20 protein-coding genes, 1 rRNA gene and 1 riboswitch are annotated in these 23,902 nt (G+C 58.6%); of the genes, 11 read left to right on the top strand and 10 right to left on the bottom strand.

Going from position 1 to position 23,902, the window contains the following annotated elements:
- The first annotated feature begins 9 nt into the window (after positions 1-9).
- From rpoC to ATE40_RS22165, 4 genes are all read left to right on the top strand, one after another.
- Complete coding sequence (rpoC, locus tag ATE40_RS22150; RefSeq protein ID WP_019456442.1) at positions 10-4,233, top strand: DNA-directed RNA polymerase subunit beta'; 4,224 nt, start codon at positions 10-12, stop codon at positions 4,231-4,233.
- A gap of 168 nt (positions 4,234-4,401) precedes the next feature.
- The gene (locus ATE40_RS22155) at positions 4,402-4,848 is read left to right on the top strand and encodes a GNAT family N-acetyltransferase (RefSeq protein WP_063917920.1); all 447 of its coding nucleotides are present in this window, start codon (positions 4,402-4,404) and stop codon (positions 4,846-4,848) included.
- Positions 4,848-5,312: a putative pterin-binding protein gene (locus ATE40_RS22160; protein ID WP_063917919.1), complete on the top strand. Its 465-nt coding sequence runs from the start codon at positions 4,848-4,850 to the stop codon at positions 5,310-5,312. Before ATE40_RS22155 ends, ATE40_RS22160 begins: the two co-directional genes overlap by 1 nt.
- A 1-nt stretch (position 5,313) precedes the next feature.
- A complete protein-coding gene (locus ATE40_RS22165; protein WP_019456439.1) occupies positions 5,314-6,588 on the top strand; it encodes a sensor histidine kinase in 1,275 nt (424 codons plus the stop codon).
- On the opposite strand, the gene ATE40_RS22170 is transcribed toward ATE40_RS22165, so the two are convergent.
- The 8 genes from ATE40_RS22170 to ATE40_RS22205 form a co-directional block, all read right to left on the bottom strand.
- Positions 6,574-7,269: a helix-turn-helix domain-containing protein gene (locus tag ATE40_RS22170; protein WP_244889056.1), complete on the bottom strand. Its 696-nt coding sequence runs from the start codon at positions 7,267-7,269 to the stop codon at positions 6,574-6,576. The genes ATE40_RS22165 and ATE40_RS22170 overlap by 15 nt on opposite strands.
- A gap of 826 nt (positions 7,270-8,095) precedes the next feature.
- Positions 8,096-9,229: a 2-iminoacetate synthase ThiH gene (gene thiH, locus ATE40_RS22175; RefSeq protein WP_015376321.1), complete on the bottom strand. Its 1,134-nt coding sequence runs from the start codon at positions 9,227-9,229 to the stop codon at positions 8,096-8,098.
- Entirely contained in the window at positions 9,229-10,008 is a 780-nt protein-coding gene (locus ATE40_RS22180) for a thiazole synthase (protein ID WP_063917917.1), read from the bottom strand. The genes thiH and ATE40_RS22180 overlap by 1 nt, the downstream gene beginning before the upstream one ends.
- A gap of 1 nt (position 10,009) precedes the next feature.
- Positions 10,010-10,210, bottom strand: coding sequence for a sulfur carrier protein ThiS (gene thiS / locus ATE40_RS22185; protein ID WP_019456435.1), 201 nt, complete (start codon positions 10,208-10,210; stop codon positions 10,010-10,012).
- Complete coding sequence (locus ATE40_RS22190) at positions 10,207-10,956, bottom strand: HesA/MoeB/ThiF family protein (RefSeq protein ID WP_063917916.1); 750 nt, start codon at positions 10,954-10,956, stop codon at positions 10,207-10,209. The genes thiS and ATE40_RS22190 overlap by 4 nt, the downstream gene beginning before the upstream one ends.
- Positions 10,949-11,599 (bottom strand): thiamine phosphate synthase, encoded by a 651-nt coding sequence (gene thiE / locus ATE40_RS22195; protein WP_063917915.1) that lies wholly within the window; start codon positions 11,597-11,599, stop codon positions 10,949-10,951. Before thiE ends, ATE40_RS22190 begins: the two co-directional genes overlap by 8 nt.
- On the bottom strand, positions 11,592-13,535 hold the full coding sequence (gene thiC, locus ATE40_RS22200; protein WP_019456432.1) for a phosphomethylpyrimidine synthase ThiC: 1,944 nt from the start codon (positions 13,533-13,535) through the stop codon (positions 11,592-11,594). The genes thiE and thiC overlap by 8 nt, the downstream gene beginning before the upstream one ends.
- Positions 13,536-13,649: 114 nt before the next feature.
- Positions 13,650-13,774, bottom strand: a riboswitch (TPP riboswitch).
- A 39-nt stretch (positions 13,775-13,813) separates the two neighbouring features.
- Positions 13,814-14,317, bottom strand: a complete 504-nt coding sequence (locus tag ATE40_RS22205; RefSeq protein ID WP_019456431.1) for an Rsd/AlgQ family anti-sigma factor — start codon at positions 14,315-14,317, stop codon at positions 13,814-13,816.
- Positions 14,318-14,418: 101 nt separating this feature from the next.
- Between ATE40_RS22205 and nudC the strand changes: the two genes are divergently transcribed.
- From nudC to ATE40_RS22235, 6 genes are all read left to right on the top strand, one after another.
- The gene (nudC, locus tag ATE40_RS22210; protein ID WP_025160202.1) at positions 14,419-15,186 is read left to right on the top strand and encodes an NAD(+) diphosphatase; all 768 of its coding nucleotides are present in this window, start codon (positions 14,419-14,421) and stop codon (positions 15,184-15,186) included.
- Between the two features lie 38 nt (positions 15,187-15,224).
- Positions 15,225-16,289, top strand: a complete 1,065-nt coding sequence (gene hemE / locus ATE40_RS22215; protein WP_004929877.1) for a uroporphyrinogen decarboxylase — start codon at positions 15,225-15,227, stop codon at positions 16,287-16,289.
- A gap of 9 nt (positions 16,290-16,298) precedes the next feature.
- A complete protein-coding gene (gene nfi / locus ATE40_RS22220; RefSeq protein WP_063917914.1) occupies positions 16,299-16,985 on the top strand; it encodes a deoxyribonuclease V in 687 nt (228 codons plus the stop codon).
- Between the two features lie 48 nt (positions 16,986-17,033).
- A complete protein-coding gene (locus tag ATE40_RS22225) occupies positions 17,034-17,624 on the top strand; it encodes a YjaG family protein (protein ID WP_025160203.1) in 591 nt (196 codons plus the stop codon).
- A 189-nt stretch (positions 17,625-17,813) separates the two neighbouring features.
- Complete coding sequence (gene hupA, locus ATE40_RS22230; RefSeq protein WP_004929874.1) at positions 17,814-18,086, top strand: nucleoid-associated protein HU-alpha; 273 nt, start codon at positions 17,814-17,816, stop codon at positions 18,084-18,086.
- A 36-nt stretch (positions 18,087-18,122) separates the two neighbouring features.
- Positions 18,123-18,794: a DUF1481 domain-containing protein gene (locus ATE40_RS22235; RefSeq protein ID WP_026036179.1), complete on the top strand. Its 672-nt coding sequence runs from the start codon at positions 18,123-18,125 to the stop codon at positions 18,792-18,794.
- Between the two features lie 49 nt (positions 18,795-18,843).
- Here ATE40_RS22235 and purD read toward each other — a convergent pair whose 3' ends face one another.
- Positions 18,844-20,127 (bottom strand): phosphoribosylamine--glycine ligase, encoded by a 1,284-nt coding sequence (gene purD, locus ATE40_RS22240; protein ID WP_019456427.1) that lies wholly within the window; start codon positions 20,125-20,127, stop codon positions 18,844-18,846.
- Positions 20,128-20,175: 48 nt separating this feature from the next.
- Complete coding sequence (gene purH / locus ATE40_RS22245) at positions 20,176-21,765, bottom strand: bifunctional phosphoribosylaminoimidazolecarboxamide formyltransferase/IMP cyclohydrolase (RefSeq protein ID WP_156785445.1); 1,590 nt, start codon at positions 21,763-21,765, stop codon at positions 20,176-20,178.
- 636 nt (positions 21,766-22,401) lie between these two features.
- Here purH and ATE40_RS22250 point away from each other — a divergent pair.
- A 16S ribosomal RNA gene (locus tag ATE40_RS22250) occupies positions 22,402-23,900 on the top strand.
- Positions 23,901-23,902 lie beyond the last annotated feature (2 nt).

A 23,902-nucleotide genomic window follows, 5' to 3' on the forward strand; every position in this document is an offset into this window, starting at 1 on the left:
AGCCAATCCGTGAAAGACTTATTGAAGTTTCTGAAAGCGCAAACTAAGACCGAAGAGTTTGATGCGATCAAGATTGCTCTGGCCTCGCCAGACATGATCCGTTCGTGGTCGTTCGGTGAAGTTAAGAAGCCGGAAACCATTAACTACCGTACGTTCAAACCTGAACGTGACGGCCTTTTCTGTGCCCGTATCTTCGGGCCGGTAAAAGATTACGAGTGCCTGTGCGGTAAGTACAAGCGCTTGAAACACCGCGGCGTGATCTGTGAGAAGTGCGGCGTTGAAGTGACCCAGACCAAAGTGCGCCGTGAGCGCATGGGCCACATCGAGCTGGCTTCGCCGACCGCGCACATCTGGTTCCTGAAATCGCTGCCATCCCGCATCGGTTTGCTGCTGGATATGCCGCTGCGTGATATCGAACGCGTACTGTACTTCGAATCCTATGTGGTGGTCGAAGGCGGTATGACCAACCTCGAGCGTCGTCAGATCCTGACCGAAGAGCAGTATCTGGACGCGCTGGAAGAGTTCGGTGACGAATTCGACGCCAAGATGGGTGCGGAAGCTATTCAGGCCCTGTTGAAAAACATGGATCTGGAAGCCGAGTGCGAGCAGCTGCGTGAAGAGCTGAACGAAACCAACTCCGAAACCAAGCGCAAGAAGCTGACCAAGCGTATCAAGCTGCTGGAAGCGTTCGTACAGTCCGGTAACAAGCCGGAGTGGATGATCCTGACCGTGCTGCCGGTACTGCCGCCGGATCTGCGTCCTCTGGTTCCGCTGGATGGCGGCCGTTTCGCGACGTCGGATCTGAACGATCTGTATCGCCGCGTGATCAACCGTAACAACCGTCTGAAACGCCTGCTGGATCTGGCTGCGCCTGACATCATCGTGCGCAACGAAAAGCGTATGCTGCAAGAAGCGGTAGACGCCCTGCTGGATAACGGCCGTCGCGGTCGTGCGATCACCGGTTCCAACAAACGTCCTCTGAAATCTTTGGCCGACATGATCAAAGGTAAGCAGGGTCGTTTCCGTCAGAACCTGCTCGGTAAACGCGTTGACTACTCCGGCCGTTCCGTAATCACCGTAGGTCCATACCTGCGTCTGCATCAGTGCGGTCTGCCTAAGAAGATGGCGCTGGAGCTGTTCAAACCGTTCATCTACGGCAAGTTGGAGCTGCGTGGCCTGGCCACCACCATCAAAGCCGCCAAGAAAATGGTTGAGCGTGAAGAAGCCGTCGTTTGGGATATCCTGGACGAAGTGATCCGCGAACACCCGGTACTGCTGAACCGTGCACCAACCCTGCACCGTTTGGGTATCCAGGCGTTTGAACCGGTTCTGATCGAAGGTAAAGCGATCCAGCTGCACCCGCTGGTTTGTGCGGCCTATAACGCCGACTTCGATGGTGACCAGATGGCCGTTCACGTACCGCTGACGCTGGAAGCCCAGCTGGAAGCGCGTGCGCTGATGATGTCCACCAACAACATCCTGTCCCCAGCGAACGGCGAGCCAATCATCGTTCCTTCTCAGGACGTTGTACTGGGTCTGTACTACATGACCCGCGACTGTGTTAACGCCAAAGGCGAAGGCATGGTGCTGAACGGTTCCAAAGAAGCTGAGCGTGTTTACCGCGCCGGCCTGGCGTCTCTGCATGCGCGCGTTAAAGTGCGTATCACCGAAGACGTCAAGAACGCCGAAGGCGAATGGACCTCTCAGACCAGCATCATCGACACCACCATCGGCCGCGCCATCCTGTGGATGATCGTACCGAAAGGTCTGCCGTACGCGATCGTTAACCAGCCTTTGGGCAAGAAAGCGATCTCCAAGATGCTGAACACCTGTTACCGCATCCTGGGCCTGAAGCCGACCGTTATCTTTGCTGACCAGATCATGTACACCGGTTTTGCTTACGCAGCCCGTTCCGGCGCTTCCGTAGGTATCGACGACATGGTTATCCCGGCCAAGAAAGCGGAGATCATCGAAGAAGCGGAAACCGAAGTTGCCGAGATCCAGGAGCAGTTCCAGTCTGGTCTGGTTACCGCCGGCGAACGCTACAACAAAGTGATCGATATCTGGGCTGCAGCGAACGAACGCGTTGCGAAAGCGATGATGGAAAACCTGTCGGTTGAAGACGTGGTTAACCGTGACGGCGAAGTGGAACAGCAAGTTTCCTTCAACAGCATCTTTATGATGGCCGACTCCGGTGCGCGTGGTTCCGCCGCTCAGATTCGTCAGCTGGCCGGTATGCGTGGTCTGATGGCGAAGCCGGACGGCTCCATCATCGAAACGCCAATCACCGCGAACTTCCGAGAAGGTCTGAACGTACTCCAGTACTTCATCTCCACCCACGGTGCTCGTAAAGGTCTGGCGGATACCGCACTGAAAACCGCGAACTCCGGTTATCTGACCCGTCGTCTGGTTGACGTGGCGCAGGATCTGGTGGTGACCGAAGACGACTGTGGCACCCACGACGGCATCCTGATGACTCCGGTTATCGAAGGTGGCGACGTGAAAGAGCCGCTGCGTGAACGCGTTCTGGGCCGTGTGACGGCAGAAGACGTCCTCAAGCCGGGTACGGCGGACATTCTGGTGCCACGCAACACCCTGCTGAACGAGAAGGCGTGTGACCTGTTGGAAGAGAACTCTGTCGACAGCGTTAAAGTCCGTTCCGTGGTGAGCTGTGAAACCGACTTTGGTGTGTGTGCAAACTGCTACGGTCGCGACCTGGCACGTGGCCACATCATCAACAAAGGTGAAGCCATCGGCGTTATCGCGGCACAGTCCATCGGTGAGCCGGGTACACAGCTGACGATGCGTACGTTCCACATCGGTGGTGCGGCATCTCGTGCGGCTGCTGAATCCAGCATCCAGGTGAAAAACAAGGGTAGCCTGAAGCTGAGCAACGCGAAGTTCGTTATGAACGCCGCAGGCAAGCTGGTAATCACCTCGCGTAACACCGAACTGAAACTGATCGACGAATTCGGCCGTACCAAAGAAAGCTACAAGGTGCCTTACGGCGCCGTGATGGGCAAAGGCGACGGTGAAGAAGTTAACGGCGGCGAAACCGTTGCTAACTGGGATCCGCACACCATGCCGGTCATCAGTGAAGTCAGCGGCTTCATTCGCTTCGCGGACATGGTTGACGGCCAGACCATTACTCGCCAGACCGACGAACTGACCGGTTTGTCTTCTCTGGTAGTTCTGGACAGCGCAGAGCGTACCGGTAGCGGTAAAGACCTGCGTCCGGCACTGAAAATCGTTGACGCTCAGGGCGAAGACGTATTGATCCCAGGTACTGATATGCCTGCTCAATACTTCCTGCCGGGCAAAGCGATCGTTCAGCTGGAAGACGGCATTCAGATCGGTGCGGGTGATACCCTGGCGCGTATTCCTCAGGAATCCGGCGGTACCAAGGATATTACCGGTGGTCTGCCGCGCGTTGCCGACCTGTTCGAAGCACGTCGTCCGAAAGAGCCGGCAATCCTGGCTGAAATCAGCGGGATTATCTCGTTCGGTAAAGAGACCAAAGGCAAACGTCGCCTGGTGATCTCTCCGCTGGACGGCAGCGACGCTTACGAAGAGATGATTCCGAAATGGCGTCAGCTCAACGTGTTCGAAGGCGAAGTGGTGGAACGTGGCGACGTCGTATCCGACGGCCCAGAGTCTCCGCACGACATTCTGCGTCTGCGTGGCGTGCATGCGGTTACCCGCTACATCACCAACGAAGTGCAGGAAGTTTACCGTCTGCAAGGCGTTAAGATTAACGATAAGCACATCGAAGTTATCGTTCGTCAGATGCTGCGTAAAGGCACTATCGTTAGCGCTGGTGGCTCCGAGTTCCTGGAAGGCGAGCAGGCTGAAGTGTCTCGCGTCAAGATTGCCAACCGTCAGCTGGAAGCTGAAGGTAAAATCGCGGCAACCTTCTCGCGCGATCTGCTGGGTATCACCAAGGCATCCTTGGCGACCGAGTCCTTCATCTCCGCCGCATCGTTCCAGGAAACGACACGCGTTCTGACCGAAGCTGCCGTAGCCGGCAAGCGTGATGAACTGCGTGGCCTGAAAGAGAACGTCATCGTGGGCCGTCTGATCCCAGCCGGTACCGGTTACGCTTATCATCAGGACCGCATGCGTCGTCGTGCTCAGGGTGAAACGCCGGTTGTTCCGCAAGTCAGCGCGGAAGAAGCGACGGCTAACCTGGCCGAACTGCTCAACGCAGGCCTGGGCGGCAGCGACGACGAGTAATCGTCATCCGCGCCGCGGGCCCGGCATGCCGGGCCCCATCGCCAGATAAACCGCTCCTTCGGGGGCGGTTTTTTTTCGCCTCGCATCGGGTTATGACAAACTTTGCTACTATGGTTACAGCAGAATTGACCTGCGCTTTTTATCTGACAACCAAGGACAGTGCGAAACATGGACAGCCTCCTCACCTTCGAAAAACTGACGGCGCAACACCTGCCTTACCTGTATGAGATCCGTTTTTCCGTCGAAGAAAACCTGCTGCATCCGCATCAGATTCAGTATCTGCAGCGCAAACAGGCGCTGGAGGACATCAATCAGGGCGGCGGCTGGATCTGCAAGCATGGCGATGACTATGCCGGCGTGGGATTCGGGCTGTTCATCCCCGAACCGCTGATCGGCGGCCTGTTCGTGAAGCCGGAATACCAATCGCTGGGGATCGGCTCCGCCTTGTTGGCGCGAGTCACCGCCTGGATGTTTGAGCACGGCGCCGAGGCGATCCACTTAACCACCGATCCGGGCTCCAGGGCCGAAGGCTTTTATCAACATCATGGCTGGGTCGTGGTCGGGCTGGATGAATTCGGCCAGGCCGAACTGGTGAAACGCAAAGAGGGTGAATAATGAAAATCAAAGGATTGATGACGCTGCTGCTGTTTTCGCTGTTCTGCGCGCCGCTGTATGCGGCGGTTGACTATTTTTACCTGAAACCGCTCGATGGCGAGAAGATCAAGATAACCCGGCAGATGCTGGAGGCGATGCCGCCGCACACGATCAAAACCTCGACCAATTTCACCCCGGAAGATACGTTCACCGGCGTTGAGTTTGCGGAGCTGGTGAAAGCCTATCATCTGCAAGGTCAGGCGGTGCGTGCTTTCGCCTGGGACGATTATTCCTACTCAATGCCGATTGACGAGATGATTAAATATCGCGTGATCGTCGCCTATCAGCGCGGCGGTAAGCCGATCGACGTTGGGGAGCTGGGACCGTTCGCCATTATCTATCCGCGCGATCAATATGCCGAGTTGAATAATCTGGACGTGAATGCGAAAACCGTCTGGCAGGTCAAACGGTTGGAGATTAAGTAAGATGAGCAAGAAACTGATCGGTACTCTTATCGCGTTGGTTGCCATCTTCTCCCTATTAATTTTGTTGATTGCCATTAATTTCGGCGGCGTAAAAGATCGTTATAAGCAGATCGAACCCAATCTGGACAATTACTCGGTGGCCGAGATCCTTTTTTTGGCGTTCGAAAGGAGCAAAACCGCGTTGCTGCTCAGTGAAAATAACGACTACGACGCCTTCCTGATCAAAAAGAAAATCTTTTACTCAAAGATCCAGATCCTGGAGAGCCGCTCGACCTTCAGCGACTCATTTTATTACGACGACGAATTTATCAAGAATGTTGCACTGCTGAAGCAACAGTACCGCACGTTAGACGGTCTCTCCGCCGGCTTGCTGGCGGGGCAGAAAAGCAAGGCGGATATTCTCGCCTATATGGATGACATCGAAGGCACGCTGGTTGATATCCAGGAGATTATCTATCGGATACAGATCAAAAACTTTACCGAAGTGAAAGGCATCATCCAGGATAATTCGAGTAAAGCCGAGATGTTCGCCTTCTTTTCGCTGATTTTGGTATTCCTGATGATGTTCCTGGTGTTGAGAAATGCCTTCTCATTAAAAGAGATCATCAAGAACAAGAACATTTTCATCTCTTCCATCTACCACGAGATCGCCGGCTCGACCCAGGCTATCGTCATTGCCGCGGACATCATGGAGCATGAGCTGGCGCAGGAGGAGCTGAAAAAAGAGGCCCGCCTGATTTCCTATCACGGCAATAAGATAGCCGAACAAACGCGCGAGGTGATGGATTACTCGCGGCTTGAGATGGGGGAGGTCAAAGTCAATATTTCCACCTTCCGGCTGAATGACGTGGTGGACGATGCCGTGACCGGTATCGGCACCGGGCGCGGCAACCGCCTCGAGATCCACCGTTCGTCTTATCGTGCGTCTATCGGCTCCGATAAGTACAAGCTCTACCGGATAATGGCCAATTTGCTCAGTAATGCGGACAAGTTTACGCACCACGGCGTGGTCAGCCTCAATGTGAAGGTGTGCCACGGCCATCTGTATTTACGGGTGAAAGACAATGGCATTGGGTTTAACGTCAATAATCTGGATCGGTTATATAAGGCGTTTAACCAGGGCGTAGAAAAAGAAACGCGGCAGGGATTGGGGCTGGGGCTGACCATTATCAAAAATTATGTCACGACGATGAAAGGCACCATCAGGGTTAAATCTGTCGAAGGCGTTGGCTCATCGTTTTTTATTCGCATTCCGGTCAAGCTAATTAAAGAATAGGTTCGACAGCAGCAGTGAGGAGATAATCAGCGGTTTGGTCGGTTTTTCCACCAGGTGCACGTCATAGTGCAGGATCATGTCGCCGATGTTCTTCTCGTAGTGGTTCAGTTGGCCGGTGAGAATAATGATGCGGGCGTGCGGATCGAGGGCGTCTTTAATTTTCTTCACCACGCGTTCGGAGGTCTCGCCGAAGTCCAACAGCCAGTCCAAAATAAACGCCTCAAAGGACTGCTGCTCCAGCGCGGCCAGCATGGCGTCCGCCGTTTGGAAGGTTTCGGTCTCAATGCCGTATCGGCTGGCGATCTTCTTCAGAAGTTCGAGGATATCGCTGTCATTATCCAGGATGGCGATGCGCGGGGCCGGCAGAAAGTCTATCTTGTTGACTCTATACAGCGGTAATTCGGCCTGCGTATCTCGGCTGGTATTGATGATGAAAAGATCGTCTTTTTTGCAGGCGTAGGTTTCGTCGTCGTTTGCGTGTGTGACCGGGTGTTGGTCGACCTCAATTTTACAGCGCTTGTGAATGCTGTTCATGATAAAGACGCCGTTATGCGTCCTTTGGCCGGCAAACGGCTCGTTGAAATACTGAAAAACCTTTTTCACTTCGTCGAGGGTGATGCCTCTTTTGCCATCCAGTTTCTGTTTGGCGCTGTTGTATTGAAGATTCAGTATGTTGGCCATCGTGGAGGCATGTTTTCTGTCGCCAACTCCTTTCAGAGTGAGCAACGCGCTGATTGCATCGATGTAATTTGGCGTTTTCTTCATGACAACCCTGGCTTTTTTGATGTTGACCGCGAGCGTTGCAAAATCTGCGCGAGGACCCGTGCTGGATTATAGATGAAGCCTCGGGTATTGCGGTGATATCAGTTTGATTTTCCTTGGCAAACTCAAAACACACTCGATATCAAATAAAAAAACACTCAAAAGACATTCACATTTAATCGTTTATATGATTAATTAGCGCACATACTGTGTGATTCGCGTCCTGGGGGGGTGCCAGTCTCACAAAATAAACCGCCTGCTCTTGTCCGTAAGCAGGGAGCAGGCGGCAAAAAGATCCGCGGCCAACACCAGGGCCATTGGCAGCACCGGGGATTATCCTTCAAGCTTCTCTTGTCGCCGTACCTTCTTTGCTGTGCCTTCTTTTTCCATGCTCTCCACTGTCTGTGGTAACCGCCGCCCTTTGCATCTCACTCTGAGTTATTGCAGAACGCTGTTACTCCTGTCAGCTGAGTCGCCAAAACTGCCTGTCCACATGCCCCACCGGCGCAAATTCAAAAGAGAATGCGGCGTCGCCGTTGGTGAGGAACCGGAGTCGCGCAGAGAATCTCTGCGCGATCCGGGGTGGGATAAGGCGGGGCCATCGAGAGGGTAACGGCCCCGGCCGGCGCCGGGTTTGGCGGCTGGCAACGTCACTATAATCGGCGCGTTTGTCGGCGCCAGCACCACCGTTCGGCATTGCGCGACCGCTCCAGCGTTTTCTTCACACGGCGGCAAACGTTGCCGTTTATTGCGCGCCGCGTCCCAGATAACCGTCCCAGTCTTTCCACACCGGCTGCAGCCCGGCGTTGCTGATGGCCTCGGCGACCTGCTGCGGCGTGCGGCCGTCGTGCGGCTCGAACTGCTCCAGCTCAGGCGGCACGTCGTCGGCATAGCCGCCGGGTTGCGTCTTGGATCCGGCGCTGACGCTGTTGATCGCCACCGGGATCATATGATCGCGGAAGTACGGCGACTCACGCGTAGACAGCGACAGCTCAACATCCGGCGCGAACAGCCGGAAGGCGCAGATCAGTTGCACCAGCTGAGGCTCGCTCATGATAGACGCCGGTTCGATGCCGCCGGCGCAGGGGCGCAGGCGTGGAAACGAGATCGAGTAACGGCTCTGCCAGTAGGTTTGCTGCAGGTAGAACAGATGTTCCGCCAGCAGGTAGCAGTCGGTGCGCCAGCTGTTGGACAGGCCGATCAACGCGCCGAGGCCGATCTTGTCGATCCCGGCGCGCCCCAGGCGATCCGGCGTGGCCAGGCGCCAATGGAAATCCTGCTTCTGGCCGCGCAGGTGGTGCTGCAGATAGGTGGCCGGATGGTAGGTTTCCTGATACACCAGCACGCCGTCCAGGCCCAGCGTTTTCAGTTCGGCGTACTCTTCTTGCGCCAGCGGCTGCACTTCCATCATCAACGAGCTGAAATGGCGGCGGATCGCCGGAATGTGCTGGCGGAAATAGTCCATGCCGACCTTGGTCTGATGTTCGCCGGTGACCAGCAACAGATGTTCGAACCCCAACGCCTGGATGGCTGCGCATTCGCGGGCGATCTCCGCCGCATCCAGCGTTTTGCGCTTGATGCGGTTGCTCATCGAAAAGCCGCAGTAGGTGCAGTCGTTGGCGCACAGGTTGGACAGGTACAGCGGCACATAGAAGCTGACGACGTTGCCGAACCGCTGCCGGGTCAGCTGCTGCGCGCGCTGCGCCAGCGGTTCCAGGTACGGCGCGGCGGCGGGGGAGATCAGCGCCATAAAGTCGTCGCGCGTCAGCTTGTCGGCGTTCAACGCACGTTCCACGTCGCGCGCGGTTTTGCCGTTGATGCGCAGCGTAATGTCGTCCCAATCCAGCTGTTGCCAGCGGCTACTGAAGTCGTCGGCCATCACTGCGCCTCCTCGGGTTGGCTGAGGAAGGCGGTCAGCGGGCTGGAGGCGATCGCGCCGCGCTGGCTCGCGCCTAACCCGGCGCTGCGCGCCAGCTCACCGGCCTCCAGCGCCAGGCGAAACGCCCGCGCCATTTGCACCGGATCGCGCGCCACGGCGATGGCGGTATTCACCAGCACCGCGTCGGCGCCCAGCTCCATCGCTTCCAGCGCGTGGCTCGGCGCGCCGATGCCGGCGTCGACCACCACCGGCACCCTGGCTTGCTCAATGATGATCTCGAGGAAGTCGCGGGTGCGCAGACCGCGATTCGATCCGATAGGGGAACCGAGCGGCATCACCGCCGCACAGCCCACCTCTTCCAGCCGCTTGCACAGCACCGGATCGGCGCCGCAGTAAGGCAGCACGACAAACCCGTCTTTCACCAGCGTTTCCGCCGCCTTCAGCGTTTCTATCGGATCCGGCAGCAGGTATTTCACATCGGGATGGATCTCCAGTTTCACCCAGTGGGTGCCGAGCGCTTCGCGCGCCAGCCGGGCGGCGAACACCGCCTCGGCGGCGGTTTTGGCGCCGGAGGTGTTGGGCAACAGCCTGACGCCCAACTGCTGCAGCGGCGCCAAAATGGCGTCATTGCCGCCGCGCAGATCGACGCGCTTCATGGCCATGGTCACCAGCTGCGAACCGGAGGCCGCCAGCGCCTCCAGCATCAACGCCGGCGTGGCGAACTTGCCGGTGCCGGTGAACAGACGAGAAGAGAAAGTGGTATCGGCGATTTTCAGCATGTCAGCCTCCGGCGATCGCTTGAAACAGCAAAATGTCGTCACCGTCCTGCACCAAATGGTTGGCCCAGTCGGCGCGCGGGATGATGGTTTGGTTGATCGCCAGCGCGGTGCCCGGCTGGTGGCGTTCCAGTTGGCTCAGCAGGGCGGCGACGCTGAGCGGCTGCGCCAGCTCCAGCGGTTGATCGTTCAAACGGATCTTCATGCCGCGCCTCCGCATACCGGGCAGGCGCGGGCCTGGCTCAGTTGCAGCGTGCTCCAGCTTTGTTGCTTGCCGTCGAACAACCGCAGTTTGCCGCTGAGGGGGGAAGGCATGCCGGCCAACATCTTGATGGCCTCCAGCGCTTGCAGGGTGCCGATCACGCCCACCACCGGGCCAAGCACCCCGGCGGTGCGGCAGTTGCGCTGCGGCTCTTCCTGCTCCGGGTACAGGCAGGCATAGCAGCCGTGCACGTAGGGCGGCTCGAGCACCAGCAGCTGGCCGCTGAAACCGACGGCGCTGCCGCTGATCAGCGGTTTGGCGGCGGCGATGCAGGCGGCATTGACCTCATGACGGGTCGCCATATTGTCGCAGCAGTCCAGCACCAGATCTGCGCGGGCGACCGCGTCGCGCAGCGCTTGCCCCTGTAGCCGCTGCGCCAGCGGGATGAGCTCCACCAAAGGGTTCAGCGCCTGCAAATGGCGCTGCGCCAGCGCCGCCTTGCCTGTGGCGGTATCGGCGCTGCGGTAAAGGATTTGTCGCTGCAGATTGGTGACGTGCAGCTGGTCGTCGTCGGCCAGCAGCAGCGTGCCGACGCCGGCGGCGGCCAGATACAGTGAAGCCGGGGAGCCGAGCCCCCCGAGGCCGACGATTAACACTGTGGCGCGCTTGAGTTTCTCCTGGCCTTCCGGGCCGACGTCCTCCAGCAGCAGCTGGCGGCTGTAGCGCAAAAACTCCCGATCGTTAAGCATCGTTCGGATCCTCGCCTTCGATCAGCCGCAGCAGCTCGGCCGTCGCCGCGCGCCAGTCCGGCGCCTGGGTGATGGCGCTGACCACCGCCACGCTGCCGACGCCGCACGCCAGCACCGCCGGAACGCGATCGATACTGATCCCGCCGATCGCCACCGTCGGGTAATCCGCCAAGCCGGCGATGTGGCGTTTCAACTCCGCCAGCCCCTGCGGTGCCGAAGGCATGTCTTTGGTCTGAGTGGGGAAGATGTGCCCCAGCGCGATGTAGGAAGGTTTCACCGCCAGCGCGCGCGCCAGCTCGGCGTCGTCATGGGTGGAGACCCCCAGCCGCAGCCCGGCGCGATGGATGGCCGCCAAATCGGTGGTATCGAGATCTTCCTGGCCCAGATGCACACCGTAGGCGCCGTGTTTGACCGCCAGCCGCCAGTAATCGTTGATGAACAGCCGCGCCTGATAACGCCGGCCCAGCGCGATGGCGGCGGCGATATCCTGTTCAACCTGCTCGTCAGGCAGATCCTTGATGCGCAGTTGGATCGTGGTGACGCCGGCCTCCAGCAGGCGAGCGATCCACTCTACGCTGTCGACCACCGGGTAGAGCCCCAGTTTGTGAGGCGTTGCCGGGAAGGGGGTAGTGATATCAGTCATTGCTGGTCTCCTCTTGCAGCGAGGTGGCGCTGTGATACAGGTCGCTGCCGCGGGCGCGGAACTCGGCGGACATTTTTTCCATGCCGGTCAGCTGCACTTCGATCGGCTTGGCGGCCTCCTGGGCAGCGGCGTAGTCGCGCACCTCCTGCGAAATTTTCATCGAGCAGAATTTCGGCCCGCACATTGAGCAGAAGTGGGCGATCTTGCCGGACTCCTGCGGCAGGGTTTCGTCGTGATAGGCGCGCGCGGTGGCCGGATCGAGCGCCAGATTGAACTGATCTTCCCAACGGAATTCGAAGCGCGCCTTGGACATGGCGTTATCGCGGATCTGCGCGCCCGGATGGCCTTTGGCCAGATCGGCGGCGTGAGCGGCGATCTTGTAGGTGATCAGGCCCTGTTTGACGTCCTCTTTGTTCGGCAGGCCGAGGTGTTCTTTCGGCGTGACGTAACACAGCATGGCGCACCCGAACCAGCCGATCATCGCCGCGCCGATGCCGGAGGTGAAATGGTCATAGCCCGGGGCGATGTCGGTGGTCAGCGGACCGAGGGTGTAGAACGGCGCTTCGTGGCAGTGTTCCAGCTCTTCGGTCATGTTGCGGCGGATCATCTGCATCGGCACGTGGCCCGGCCCTTCAATCATCACCTGCACGTCGTATTCCCAGGCGATTTTGGTCAGCTCGCCCAGCGTATGCAGTTCGGCGAACTGGGCTTCGTCGTTGGCGTCCTGAATCGATCCGGGGCGCAGGCCGTCGCCGAGCGACAGCGAGACATCGTAGGCGGCGCAGATCTCGCAGATTTCACGGAAGTGCTGATAGAGGAAGTTTTCCTGATGGTGCGACAGGCACCATTTGGCCATGATCGAGCCACCGCGCGACACGATGCCGGTCAGGCGTTTGGCGGTCATCGGCACATAGCGCAGCAGCACGCCGGCGTGGATGGTGAAGTAGTCGACCCCTTGTTCAGCCTGTTCCAGCAGCGTATCGCGGAACATCTCCCAGGTGAGGTTCTCCGCCACGCCGTTGACCTTCTCCAGCGCCTGATAAATAGGCACGGTGCCGATGGGCACCGGGCTGTTGCGCAGGATCCATTCGCGGGTTTCATGAATATAGCGGCCGGTGGAGAGATCCATCACGGTGTCTGCGCCCCAGCGGGTGGACCACACCAGTTTCTCCACTTCTTCTTCTATCGACGACGTGACCGCCGAGTTGCCGATATTGGCGTTCACCTTCACCAGGAAATTGCGGCCGATGATCATCGGCTCCGCCTCCGGGTGGTTGATATTGGCGGGAATGATAGCGCGGCCGGCGGCCACTTCCTGACGCACGAACTCCGGCGTGATGTTGTCCGGCAGGTTGGCGCCCCAGCTCTGGCCCGGATGCTGGTGGCGCAGCACCTCGCCGCGAATGCGCTCGCGCCCCATGTTTTCGCGGATGGCGATGAATTCCATCTCCGGGGTGACGATGCCGGCACGGGCGTAGTGCAATTGGGTGACGCACTTGCCCGGCAACGCTTTGCGCGGCAGCGGCAGGTGTTCGAAACGCAGGTGATCGAGGCCTTCGTCCGCCAGCCGCTGTTGGGTGAAGCCGGAGCTGGCGCCGCTCAGGGTGGCGGTATCGCCGCGCGCGTCGATCCAGCCGGCGCGCAGCTTGGCCAGGCCGGCGTGCACGTCGAGCTCGGCTTGCGGATCGCCATACGGGCCGGCGGTGTCATACACCGGGATCGCCTCGTTCTGTTCATACTGCGGATTATCTTTGCTGCCGCCGACCAGGGTCGGGCTGAGCTGAATTTCACGCATCGGCACCTGGATATCGCTGCGCGAGCCCTGCAGGTAGATGCGGCGTGAGTTAGGGAAAGCCATACCTTGCAGCGTGTCGATAAACTGCTGGGCGGCTTCGCGTTGCGCTTTGCGGGCGCGCGGTGGATTAACGTTAGACATAGCAAGTTCCTACCAGTGTGTTGGGTTGGGAAAGTTGCTTGTCTGGAGTTCGGAGGGAGTAATGATGGTGGCCGATAAGGCAGGGCGCCCGCAAAAAGAGGGTCGTGCCTGTGGCGATAGATTACTCTTGTTCCCTTCGCGGGTATTAACCCGATCAGGTTCCGCGGATCCCGAATTAACGGTCTCAGCCTGGCTGATTCGATGAACAAATCAGGCGCTAGGCACTCCGACAAGATGCCCCCCAGTATAGGAGGGATAAGAAAAAAAACTATAAAATTTTAACGCGCCGGATCCAGCGCCTGGTCCGGCAGCGGTTGCTGCGCGGCTTCCGCCTCCAGCAGGATCAGCTTATCTTCCAGCGCAAAGCGCGCCGCCAGCGTTTCGCCGATATCCGACAGGGCCTGATGGAACTCCAGACAAACCTCCTGATCGATATCCACTTCGGTATAGCGATCGTGGAACGCCATGATCTGTTCGGTATTGGCCCACAGCTTGGGATAGATGTTCACCGCCAGCGACATTTTCGGACTGGCCGCGCCTTCCACTTGTTTGATAATTCTGTCATAGATATGAAAATGCCCTGCGGAGAGATAATCCACCAGGTTGTGGCAAAAGTTCTCCAGCGCTTTTTCATTCAGCGGCGTATGCTTTTCTTTATTCGGTTTGAGGCCTACCAGCGTGCAGTAAGCGACCAGCAACTGCTTGCGGGCCTGAAGCCATTGATCAACTAATTCATTACTACCGCCAACGCGCTGAGTCAGCCTTTCCAAACGGTTGAGCATGTTTGACTCCGTGTAAGTAATAAAAGTAACCGGTAAGTTATTAAAATGTAACAAAGCCGATTCGTAGAGTGCCAGTGAAGCTGAGGTTGTGCAACAACGATATGGAACTTGCATTAACGGGCAATGAAAACGGCTGGTGGATCGTCAGCCATGAAAGCAAACTTTGGTTACCGAACGGTGAATTGCCGTCGGGAACGGCCGCCGCCCTCGGGCTGCAGGGCCACATGGCGCGCACCATCGGTGAATGGGAGGGCGCGCCGGTTTGGCTGGTGCGCCAGGCGATGCCGCGGGAGATGGGCTCGGTGCGTCAGCTGTTGGATCAGGATCGCGGCTTGTTCCAGCTAGCCGGGCGCGGCGTGCAGCTGGCGGATTTCTACCGCTCCCATCGCTATTGCGGCTACTGCGGCCATGAGATGCACCTCAGCCGCACCGAAAGCGCCTGCCTGTGCGGCCATTGCAAGGAGCGCTACTACCCGCAGATCGCGCCCTGCGTGATCGTCGCCATTCGGCGCGAGGATCAGATCCTGCTGGCGCAGCACGTGCGCCATCGCGGCGGCATTCACACGGTGCTGGCCGGCTTCGTCGAAGTGGGCGAAACGCTGGAACAGGCGGTGGCGCGTGAAGTGATGGAAGAGAGCAACATTGAAATCAAAAACCTGCGCTATGTCACTTCGCAACCCTGGCCGTTCCCGCACTCGCTGATGATGGCCTTTATGGCCGATTACCATCAGGGCGAAATCCGTCACGATCCCAAAGAGTTGCTCAACGCCGGCTGGTATCGTTACGACCAATTGCCGCTGTTGCCGCCGCCCGGCACCGTGGCACGCCGCTTGATTGAGGACACCGTGGCGCTGTGCCGGGCAGAATAATGTACAATGGCCGGCAGATTATTAAGGGAGCCCCATAAATGACTGAGTTGAAGAACGATCGTTACCTGCGCGCGCTGTTGCGTCAGCCGGTGGATGTGACCCCCGTATGGATGATGCGCCAGGCCGGTCGTTATTTACCGGAGTACAAGGCAACCCGCGCCCAGGCCGGTGATTTCATGTCGCTGTGCAAGAACGCGGAGCTGGCCTGTGAGGTCACGCTGCAGCCGCTGCGCCGCTATGCGCTGGACGCCGCCATCCTGTTCTCCGACATTCTCACCATTCCTGACGCCATGGGGCTTGGCCTGTACTTTGAAGCCGGCGAAGGTCCGCGTTTCAGCTCACCCGTCACCTGTCGTGCCGACGTCGACAAACTGCCGGTGTTCGATCCGGAAGTGGAGCTGGGCTATGTGATGAACGCGGTGCGCACCATCCGCCGCGAGCTGAAGGGCGAAGTGCCGTTGATCGGCTTTTCCGGCAGCCCGTGGACGCTGGCGACTTACATGGTCGAGGGCGGCAGCAGCAAGGCTTTCACCAAGCTGAAGAAGATGATGTATGCCGAACCGGCGACGCTGCACCTGTTGCTGGACAAGCTGGCGGACAGCGTGATTCTGTACCTCAACGCCCAGATCAAGGCCGGTGCGCAGTCGGTGATGGTGTTCGACACCTGGGGCGGCGTACTGACCGGGCGCGACTACCGCGAGTTCTCTTTGCACTACATGCACAAGATCGTCGATGGTCTGCTGCGTGAAAACGACGGCCGCCGCGTGCCGGTGACGCTGTTCACCAAAGGCGGCGGGCAATGGCTGGAGGCGATGGCCGCCACCGGCTGCGACGCGCTGGGGCTGGACTGGACCACCGACATCGCCGACGCGCGCCGTCGCGTAGGCGACAAAGTGGCGCTGCAGGGCAATATGGATCCGTCGATGCTCTATGCTTCTCCGGCGCGCATCGCGGAAGAAGTGGAGACCATTCTGGCCGGTTTCGGCCACGGCAACGGTCATGTATTCAACCTGGGCCACGGCATCCATCAGGATGTGCCGCCGGAGCACGCCGGCGCCTTCGTCGAGGCGGTGCACGCGCAGTCGGCGAAATACCACCGCTGAGGATCCGAGGTGACCGATATGCAGGCCCTGCGCGCCGAACAGCTGCGGCGCGCCGCTGAAGTCATTCGCTATGACGATCTGCCGGCCGAACCGCCGGCGTTCATCGCCGGCGCCGACGTGGGCTTCGAACAAGAGGGGGCGGTGACGCGCGCCGCCATCGCCATCCTGCGCTATCCGTCGCTGGAACTGGTGGAGTATCAGGTGGCGCGCATCGCCACTGTCATGCCTTATATCCCGGGCTTCCTGTCGTTTCGCGAATACCCGGCGTTGTTGGCCGCCTGGGGGCAGCTGCAGCAGAAACCGGGGCTGATCTTCGTCGATGGGCACGGCATTTCACATCCGCGGCGCCTTGGCGTCGCCAGCCATTTCGGCCTGCTGGTCGATGTGCCGACCATCGGCGTGGCCAAGAAGCGCCTGTGCGGCAAATTTGCCCCGCTGGACGCCGCCGTCGGCGCGTTGGCGCCGCTGGAAGATAAGGGCGAACAGCTGGGCTGGGTGTGGCGCAGCAAGGCGCGCTGCAACCCGCTGTTCATCTCTACCGGGCATCGCGTGGGCGCCGACAGCGCGCTGGCGTGGGTGCAACGCTGTATGGCAGGCTACCGTTTACCGGAGCCGACCCGCTGGGCCGACGCCATCGCATCGCGTCGCCCGGCGTTTCAGCGCTGGTTGCAGCAGCATCCGGAGGTGTCGCGATGAGCGATTTCGGGTACACTGCGCCGCAGATAACGCGTAAGAGAGTAAATCATGCTACGTAACCCGATTCATTTACGCCTGGAACGGCTCGAGGCCTGGCAACATTTGACCTTTATGGCCAGTTTGTGCGAGCGTATGTACCCGAATTACCAGATGTTCTGCAAACAGACCGAGTTCGGCGATCCGGCGGTTTATCGCCGCATTCTGGATTTGGTGTGGGAAACGCTGGTGGTGAAGGATGCCAAGGTCAACTTCGACAGCCAGCTCGAGAAGTTGGAAGAGGCGATTCCGTCGGCGGAAGATTACGATCTTTACGGCGTTTACCCGGCAATTGATGCCTGTATCGCATTAGGGGAACTGATCCATTCGCGGCTCGGCGGGGAGACGCTGGAGCACGCCATCGCCATCAGCGAAACATCGATTCGCACCGTGGCGATGTTGGAAATGACCCAAGCCGGTAAGGAAATGACCGACGAAGAGTTGGAAAGTTTGCCGGCGGTAGAGGAAGAATGGGACATTCAATGGGAAATTTTCCGCCTGTTGGACGCCTGTGAAGAGCGCGATATAGACCTGATCAAGGGGCTGCGATCCGACCTGCGAGAGGCCGGTGTCAGCAACATCGGGATAAATTTAGCGCAATAAGGCAACAAAACGTGATTTAACGCCTGATTTGTCATGCCTTAAGGCTTCACATCCGCACCCTGTCTGGTCTACATTTGGGGGGCGTAAAAAAAGTGGCTATCGGTGCGTGTATGCAGGAGAGTGCTGTCAATCGGCATATCCGTCGCACTCGATGCTTTGCAAACGATAAACACACTGTAAGGATAACTTATGAACAAGACTCAACTGATTGATGTAATCGCGGACAAGGCTGACCTTTCCAAAGCACAAGCTAAACTGGCTCTGGAATCCACCCTGGCTGCTATTACTGAGTCTCTGAAAGAAGGTGATGCAGTACAATTGGTTGGCTTCGGTACTTTCAAAGTAAACCATCGTAGCGAGCGCACTGGCCGCAACCCGCAGACTGGCAAAGAAATCAAAATCGCAGCAGCCAACGTGCCTGCGTTCGTTTCTGGCAAAGCACTGAAAGACGCTGTTAAATAAGACCGCGCCTCGGTGAAAAGTTTAAACAGGGGGGCGATGATGCCCCTTTTGTTTACTCGTCGGGCGTTCATGGCCGCCGGCATTGCCCTCGGTCTGAGCGCCTGCAGTTTCCATTCCGATATCCCCAGCTTTACCGCCAGCGGCTTCGTGGCCGATCAGGGCGTGATACGCCTGTGGCGTAAAGACGATGAGCAACACCGCCCACAGGTGCTGGTCAGCGTCTATAGCCCTTACCGAGGGCCGGGCACCATCACCACGCTGTACACCTATCAGGGCGACGTGCTGCGCCAAATCAAACGCAACGACGCTGACGGCGATCGAGATTCCATTCAGCTGCGCTTTGCCGACGACGGCACGGTGAGCTTTATGCAGCGCCAGTTGGCGACGCGCCGCGAACCGCTGACCAGCGATGAAATCGCCCTGTACCAATATCAGGCGCGGCGTATCCTCGAAGTGAGCAATGCGCTGCGCGCCGGCAAGGTCAAATTGCTGCAGGGGCGTTGGATGCAGGGCCAGGTGCAAACCTGCGACGGCCAGCGCTTAAAACCTGGGCTGGATGCCGCCGCCATCGTCTGGATCGAGAAGCGCGCTCGCAGCAGCAGCCGGCCGGTGAGCGTCGCCTGGCTGGAAGCGCCGGAAGGCAGCGAGCTGCTGCTGGTGGCTAACGACGACTTCTGCAGCTGGGAACCGAAAGAAGACCAGCTATAAAAAAGGCCCCGCGCTGCGGAGCCTCTTGTCATGACCGTGAAAGGTCAAATCATTTGCCGCGCGCGATCGCGCGATAACCGATATCTTTGCGGCAGAAGCTGCCCGGCCAGTGGATGCCTTCCGCCAGCTGATAGGCGCGTTGCTGCGCCTGCGCCACGGTGTCGCCCAATGCGGTGACGCACAGCACGCGACCGCCGCTGGTGACGACGTCATCGCCCTGCAGGCGCGTACCGGCGTGGAAGACTTTACCCTCGGCGCTTTCCTGTTGCGGCAGCCCCTGGATAACCTCGCCGTTGCGGTAGTCACCCGGATAACCGCCGGCCGCCAGCACCACGCCGAGCGCAGGACGCTCGTCCCAGTCGGAGGTTTTCTCGTTCAGGCGGCCTTCGGCGCCCGCCAGGCACAGCTCCACCAGATCGGAACGCAGGCGCAGCATGATCGGTTGGGTTTCCGGATCGCCAAAACGACAGTTGAATTCGATCACCTTCGGCTGACCGTCGGCGGAGATCATCAGGCCGGCGTACAGGAAGCCGACGTAGGTGTTGCCTTCCGCCGCCATGCCACGCACCGTCGGCCAGATCACCTGATCCATGGCGCGCTGGTGGATTTCGTCGGTCACTACCGGTGCCGGAGAATAGGCGCCCATACCGCCGGTGTTCGGGCCGGTGTCGCCGTCGCCGACGCGCTTGTGGTCCTGGCTGGTGGCCATCGGCACCACGTTCTCGCCGTCGACCATCACGATGAAGCTGGCTTCTTCGCCGTCGAGGAACTCTTCCACGACGATGCGATGGCCGGCGTCGCCGAAGGCATTGCCGGCCAACATGTCGCGCACCGCTTCTTCCGCTTCCTGCAGCGTCATCGCGACGATCACGCCCTTACCGGCCGCCAGGCCATCGGCCTTGATGACGATCGGCGCGCCTTTGCGGCGCACGTAGGCCAGCGCCGGCTCCACCTCGGTGAAGTTTTCATATTCGGCGGTCGGGATGCGGTGGCGCGCCAGGAAATCCTTGGTGAAGGCTTTGGAGCCTTCGAGCTGTGCGGCGGCCTGTGATGGGCCGAAAATTTTCAGACCGGCGGCCTGGAAGGCGTCGACCACGCCGATCACCAGCGGCGCTTCCGGCCCGACGATGGTCAGACCGATGTCATGGCTCTGGGCGAAAGCGACCAGGGCGGGGATGTCGGTGGCGGCGATCGCCACGTTTTCCAGATTGGCTTCCAGCGCGGTGCCGGCATTGCCCGGCGCAACATAGACTTTATCCGCCAGCGGAGACTGGGCGGCTTTCCAGGCCAGCGCGTGCTCGCGCCCGCCGTTGCCGATAATCAAAATGTTCATCAGGGGCTCCACGAATGGCGTGCGCCGGAGCGCACGCGGCAAAAGGAATTAATGGCGGAAGTGACGCATGTCGGTGAAGATCATCGCAATGCCGTGTTCGTTGGCGGCGGCGATCACTTCGTCGTCGCGGATCGAACCGCCCGGCTGGATCACGCAGGTGATGCCAACCGCCGCTGCGGCGTCGATGCCGTCGCGGAACGGGAAGAAGGCGTCGGAGGCCATGGCGGAGCCTTTTACTTCCAGCCCTTCGTCGCCCGCTTTGATGCCGGCGATCTTGGCGGAGTAAACGCGGCTCATCTGGCCGGCGCCTATGCCGATGGTCATATTGTCACGCGCATACACGATAGCGTTGGATTTCACGAACTTGGCCACTTTCCAGCAGAACAGCGCGTCACGCAGTTCCTGTTCGGTCGGCTGGCGCTCTGATACCACGCGCAGATCGCCGGCGGTCACCATGCCCAGATCGCGATCCTGCACCAGCAGCCCGCCGTTGACGCGTTTGAAGTCCAGCCCAGCCACGCGTTGCTGCCACTGGCCGCAGGCCAGCACGCGCACGTTCTGTTTGGCGGCCAGCAGGGAGCGCGCTTCCTGGGTGACGCTTGGCGCAATGATCACTTCCACGAACTGGCGGCTGATGATCGCCTGTGCGGTGGCGGCGTCCAGTTCGCGGTTAAAGGCGATGATGCCGCCGAAGGCGGAGGTCGGGTCGGTTTGGTAAGCACGCTCGTAGGCGGCCAGGATGTCGTCGCCGATCGCCACGCCGCAAGGGTTGGCGTGCTTGACGATCACGCAGGCCGGTTCGGCGAACTCTTTCACGCATTCCAGCGCGGCGTCGGTATCGGCGATGTTGTTATAGGACAGCGCTTTGCCTTGCAGCTGTTCGGCGGTCGCGACGGACGCTTCCTTTACCTCTTCCTCTATATAGAAGGCGGCCTGCTGGTGGCTGTTCTCACCGTAGCGCATATCCTGCTTCTTAATGTAGTTGAGGTTCAGGGTGCGCGGGAAGCGGCCGGACGGCTGCTCGGTCTCGCCGTGGTACGCCGGCACCAGCGCGCCGAAGTAGTTGGCGATCATGCTGTCGTAGGCGGCGGTGTGTTCGAAAGCTTTGATGGCGAGATCGAAACGGGTGGCATAGCGCAGCGAACCGTCGTTGTTGTCCATCTCGGTAATGATGGCGGCGTAGTCGCTGCTCTTCACTACGATGGCGACGTCTTTATGGTTCTTGGCGGCGGAGCGCACCATGGTCGGGCCGCCGATATCGATATTCTCGACCGCATCCTCCAGCGAGCAATCCGGGCGCGCCACGGTTTGGGCGAACGGGTACAGATTGACGACCACCATGTCGATAGGCTTGATGTCATGCTGATTCATGACGGCATCGTCCTGGCCGCGGCGGCCGAGAATGCCGCCGTGGACTTTAGGGTGCAGGGTTTTGACTCGTCCGTCCATCATTTCCGGGAAACCGGTGTAGTCGGAAACTTCGGTAACGGACAGACCGGCGTCTGCCAGCAGACGGGCGGTGCCGCCAGTGGAGAGCAGTTCAACGCCGCGCTGGGAAAGCGCTTCGGCGAATTCAACGATACCGGTTTTGTCAGACACGCTGAGCAGGGCCCGGCGGATTGGACGAGGTTGTTGCATGGTTTTATCCCTTGGCTTTGAGTCGCAATTAAAGAGCGTTACGTGAATGTCCACCTCGTTCTCTCTATAAAGCGCGGTTTTTTGCCTTATAAAGGGAGGGACAGGCACAAATTCAGGTAACGCCCCCATAAAAGGGGGATCGTTTCGTCGCGGGGAATTGTAGCGAAAACGTTTGCGTGGCGCTCGTAAATTTTCCGTACAAATCGCATCTGTGGATAACACTGTGTGCAAGTGGGTATAAGGCGGGGTTTTGCTGTGGAATGCAGCGAACGATCGTTTTTGCTGAAAATACCTGTTGCGGCCTGCGAGGAACTCCCTATAATGCGCCTCCATCGACACGGAACATGTGAACAACTTCACAGAGTATCCGGGGGTCGCAGAGAAAAAATCCTGAAAATTAGGGTTGACTCTGAAAGAGGAAAGCGTAATATACGCCACCTCGAGTTAGCAAGCGAAAGCGCCTAACTCACTGCTCTTTAACAATTTATCAGACAATCTGTGTGGGCACTCCACAAGACGATATCCAGCATCTTCGGATGCAAAAAAATATCAAGTCTTGAAGAGTGACTAACTGAAGTAAAATTCATGCAGTAAATCTTTGAGCATCGCTTCTCGAGTGGAAGCAAATCAAGCTTTTAATTGAAGAGTTTGATCATGGCTCAGATTGAACGCTGGCGGCAGGCTTAACACATGCAAGTCGAGCGGTAGCACAAGAGAGCTTGCTCTCTGGGTGACGAGCGGCGGACGGGTGAGTAATGTCTGGGAAACTGCCTGATGGAGGGGGATAACTACTGGAAACGGTAGCTAATACCGCATAACGTCGCAAGACCAAAGAGGGGGACCTTCGGGCCTCTTGCCATCAGATGTGCCCAGATGGGATTAGCTAGTAGGTGGGGTAATGGCTCACCTAGGCGACGATCCCTAGCTGGTCTGAGAGGATGACCAGCCACACTGGAACTGAGACACGGTCCAGACTCCTACGGGAGGCAGCAGTGGGGAATATTGCACAATGGGCGCAAGCCTGATGCAGCCATGCCGCGTGTGTGAAGAAGGCCTTCGGGTTGTAAAGCACTTTCAGCGAGGAGGAAGGTGGTGAACTTAATACGTTCATCAATTGACGTTACTCGCAGAAGAAGCACCGGCTAACTCCGTGCCAGCAGCCGCGGTAATACGGAGGGTGCAAGCGTTAATCGGAATTACTGGGCGTAAAGCGCACGCAGGCGGTTTGTTAAGTCAGATGTGAAATCCCCGGGCTCAACCTGGGAACTGCATTTGAAACTGGCAAGCTAGAGTCTCGTAGAGGGGGGTAGAATTCCAGGTGTAGCGGTGAAATGCGTAGAGATCTGGAGGAATACCGGTGGCGAAGGCGGCCCCCTGGACGAAGACTGACGCTCAGGTGCGAAAGCGTGGGGAGCAAACAGGATTAGATACCCTGGTAGTCCACGCTGTAAACGATGTCGATTTGGAGGTTGTGCCCTTGAGGCGTGGCTTCCGGAGCTAACGCGTTAAATCGACCGCCTGGGGAGTACGGCCGCAAGGTTAAAACTCAAATGAATTGACGGGGGCCCGCACAAGCGGTGGAGCATGTGGTTTAATTCGATGCAACGCGAAGAACCTTACCTACTCTTGACATCCAGAGAACTTAGCAGAGATGCTTTGGTGCCTTCGGGAACTCTGAGACAGGTGCTGCATGGCTGTCGTCAGCTCGTGTTGTGAAATGTTGGGTTAAGTCCCGCAACGAGCGCAACCCTTATCCTTTGTTGCCAGCGGTTCGGCCGGGAACTCAAAGGAGACTGCCAGTGATAAACTGGAGGAAGGTGGGGATGACGTCAAGTCATCATGGCCCTTACGAGTAGGGCTACACACGTGCTACAATGGCATATACAAAGAGAAGCGACCTCGCGAGAGCAAGCGGACCTCATAAAGTATGTCGTAGTCCGGATTGGAGTCTGCAACTCGACTCCATGAAGTCGGAATCGCTAGTAATCGTAGATCAGAATGCTACGGTGAATACGTTCCCGGGCCTTGTACACTGGCGGGCAGTGTGGGGTCTCCCCATGCGAGAGTAGGACACTGCCAGGCATCAAACAAAGCCGAAAGCCCTGAACTGACGTTCAGGGCTTTTTGCTATGCGTAA

Source organism: Serratia surfactantfaciens, from assembly GCF_001642805.2.
GTDB classification, from domain to species: domain Bacteria; phylum Pseudomonadota; class Gammaproteobacteria; order Enterobacterales; family Enterobacteriaceae; genus Serratia; species Serratia surfactantfaciens.

Excerpts from the sequence above, each read along its gene's own strand:
- ATE40_RS22155 (WP_063917920.1), top strand. The coding sequence starts at position 4,402 with ATGGACAGCCTCCTCACCTTCGAAAAACTGACGGCGCAACACCTGCCT.
- ATE40_RS22160 (WP_063917919.1), top strand. The coding sequence starts at position 4,848 with ATGAAAATCAAAGGATTGATGACGCTGCTGCTGTTTTCGCTGTTCTGC.
- ATE40_RS22165 (WP_019456439.1), top strand. The coding sequence starts at position 5,314 with ATGAGCAAGAAACTGATCGGTACTCTTATCGCGTTGGTTGCCATCTTC.
- ATE40_RS22170 (WP_244889056.1), bottom strand. The coding sequence starts at position 7,269 with ATGGCCAACATACTGAATCTTCAATACAACAGCGCCAAACAGAAACTG.
- thiH (WP_015376321.1), bottom strand. The coding sequence starts at position 9,229 with ATGGCCGACGACTTCAGTAGCCGCTGGCAACAGCTGGATTGGGACGAC.
- ATE40_RS22180 (WP_063917917.1), bottom strand. The coding sequence starts at position 10,008 with ATGCTGAAAATCGCCGATACCACTTTCTCTTCTCGTCTGTTCACCGGC.
- thiS (WP_019456435.1), bottom strand. The coding sequence starts at position 10,210 with ATGAAGATCCGTTTGAACGATCAACCGCTGGAGCTGGCGCAGCCGCTC.
- ATE40_RS22190 (WP_063917916.1), bottom strand. The coding sequence starts at position 10,956 with ATGCTTAACGATCGGGAGTTTTTGCGCTACAGCCGCCAGCTGCTGCTG.
- thiE (WP_063917915.1), bottom strand. The coding sequence starts at position 11,599 with ATGACTGATATCACTACCCCCTTCCCGGCAACGCCTCACAAACTGGGG.
- thiC (WP_019456432.1), bottom strand. The coding sequence starts at position 13,535 with ATGTCTAACGTTAATCCACCGCGCGCCCGCAAAGCGCAACGCGAAGCC.
- ATE40_RS22205 (WP_019456431.1), bottom strand. The coding sequence starts at position 14,317 with ATGCTCAACCGTTTGGAAAGGCTGACTCAGCGCGTTGGCGGTAGTAAT.
- nudC (WP_025160202.1), top strand. The coding sequence starts at position 14,419 with ATGGAACTTGCATTAACGGGCAATGAAAACGGCTGGTGGATCGTCAGC.
- hemE (WP_004929877.1), top strand. The coding sequence starts at position 15,225 with ATGACTGAGTTGAAGAACGATCGTTACCTGCGCGCGCTGTTGCGTCAG.
- ATE40_RS22225 (WP_025160203.1), top strand. The coding sequence starts at position 17,034 with ATGCTACGTAACCCGATTCATTTACGCCTGGAACGGCTCGAGGCCTGG.
- hupA (WP_004929874.1), top strand. The coding sequence starts at position 17,814 with ATGAACAAGACTCAACTGATTGATGTAATCGCGGACAAGGCTGACCTT.
- ATE40_RS22235 (WP_026036179.1), top strand. The coding sequence starts at position 18,123 with ATGATGCCCCTTTTGTTTACTCGTCGGGCGTTCATGGCCGCCGGCATT.
- purD (WP_019456427.1), bottom strand. The coding sequence starts at position 20,127 with ATGAACATTTTGATTATCGGCAACGGCGGGCGCGAGCACGCGCTGGCC.
- purH (WP_156785445.1), bottom strand. The coding sequence starts at position 21,765 with ATGCAACAACCTCGTCCAATCCGCCGGGCCCTGCTCAGCGTGTCTGAC.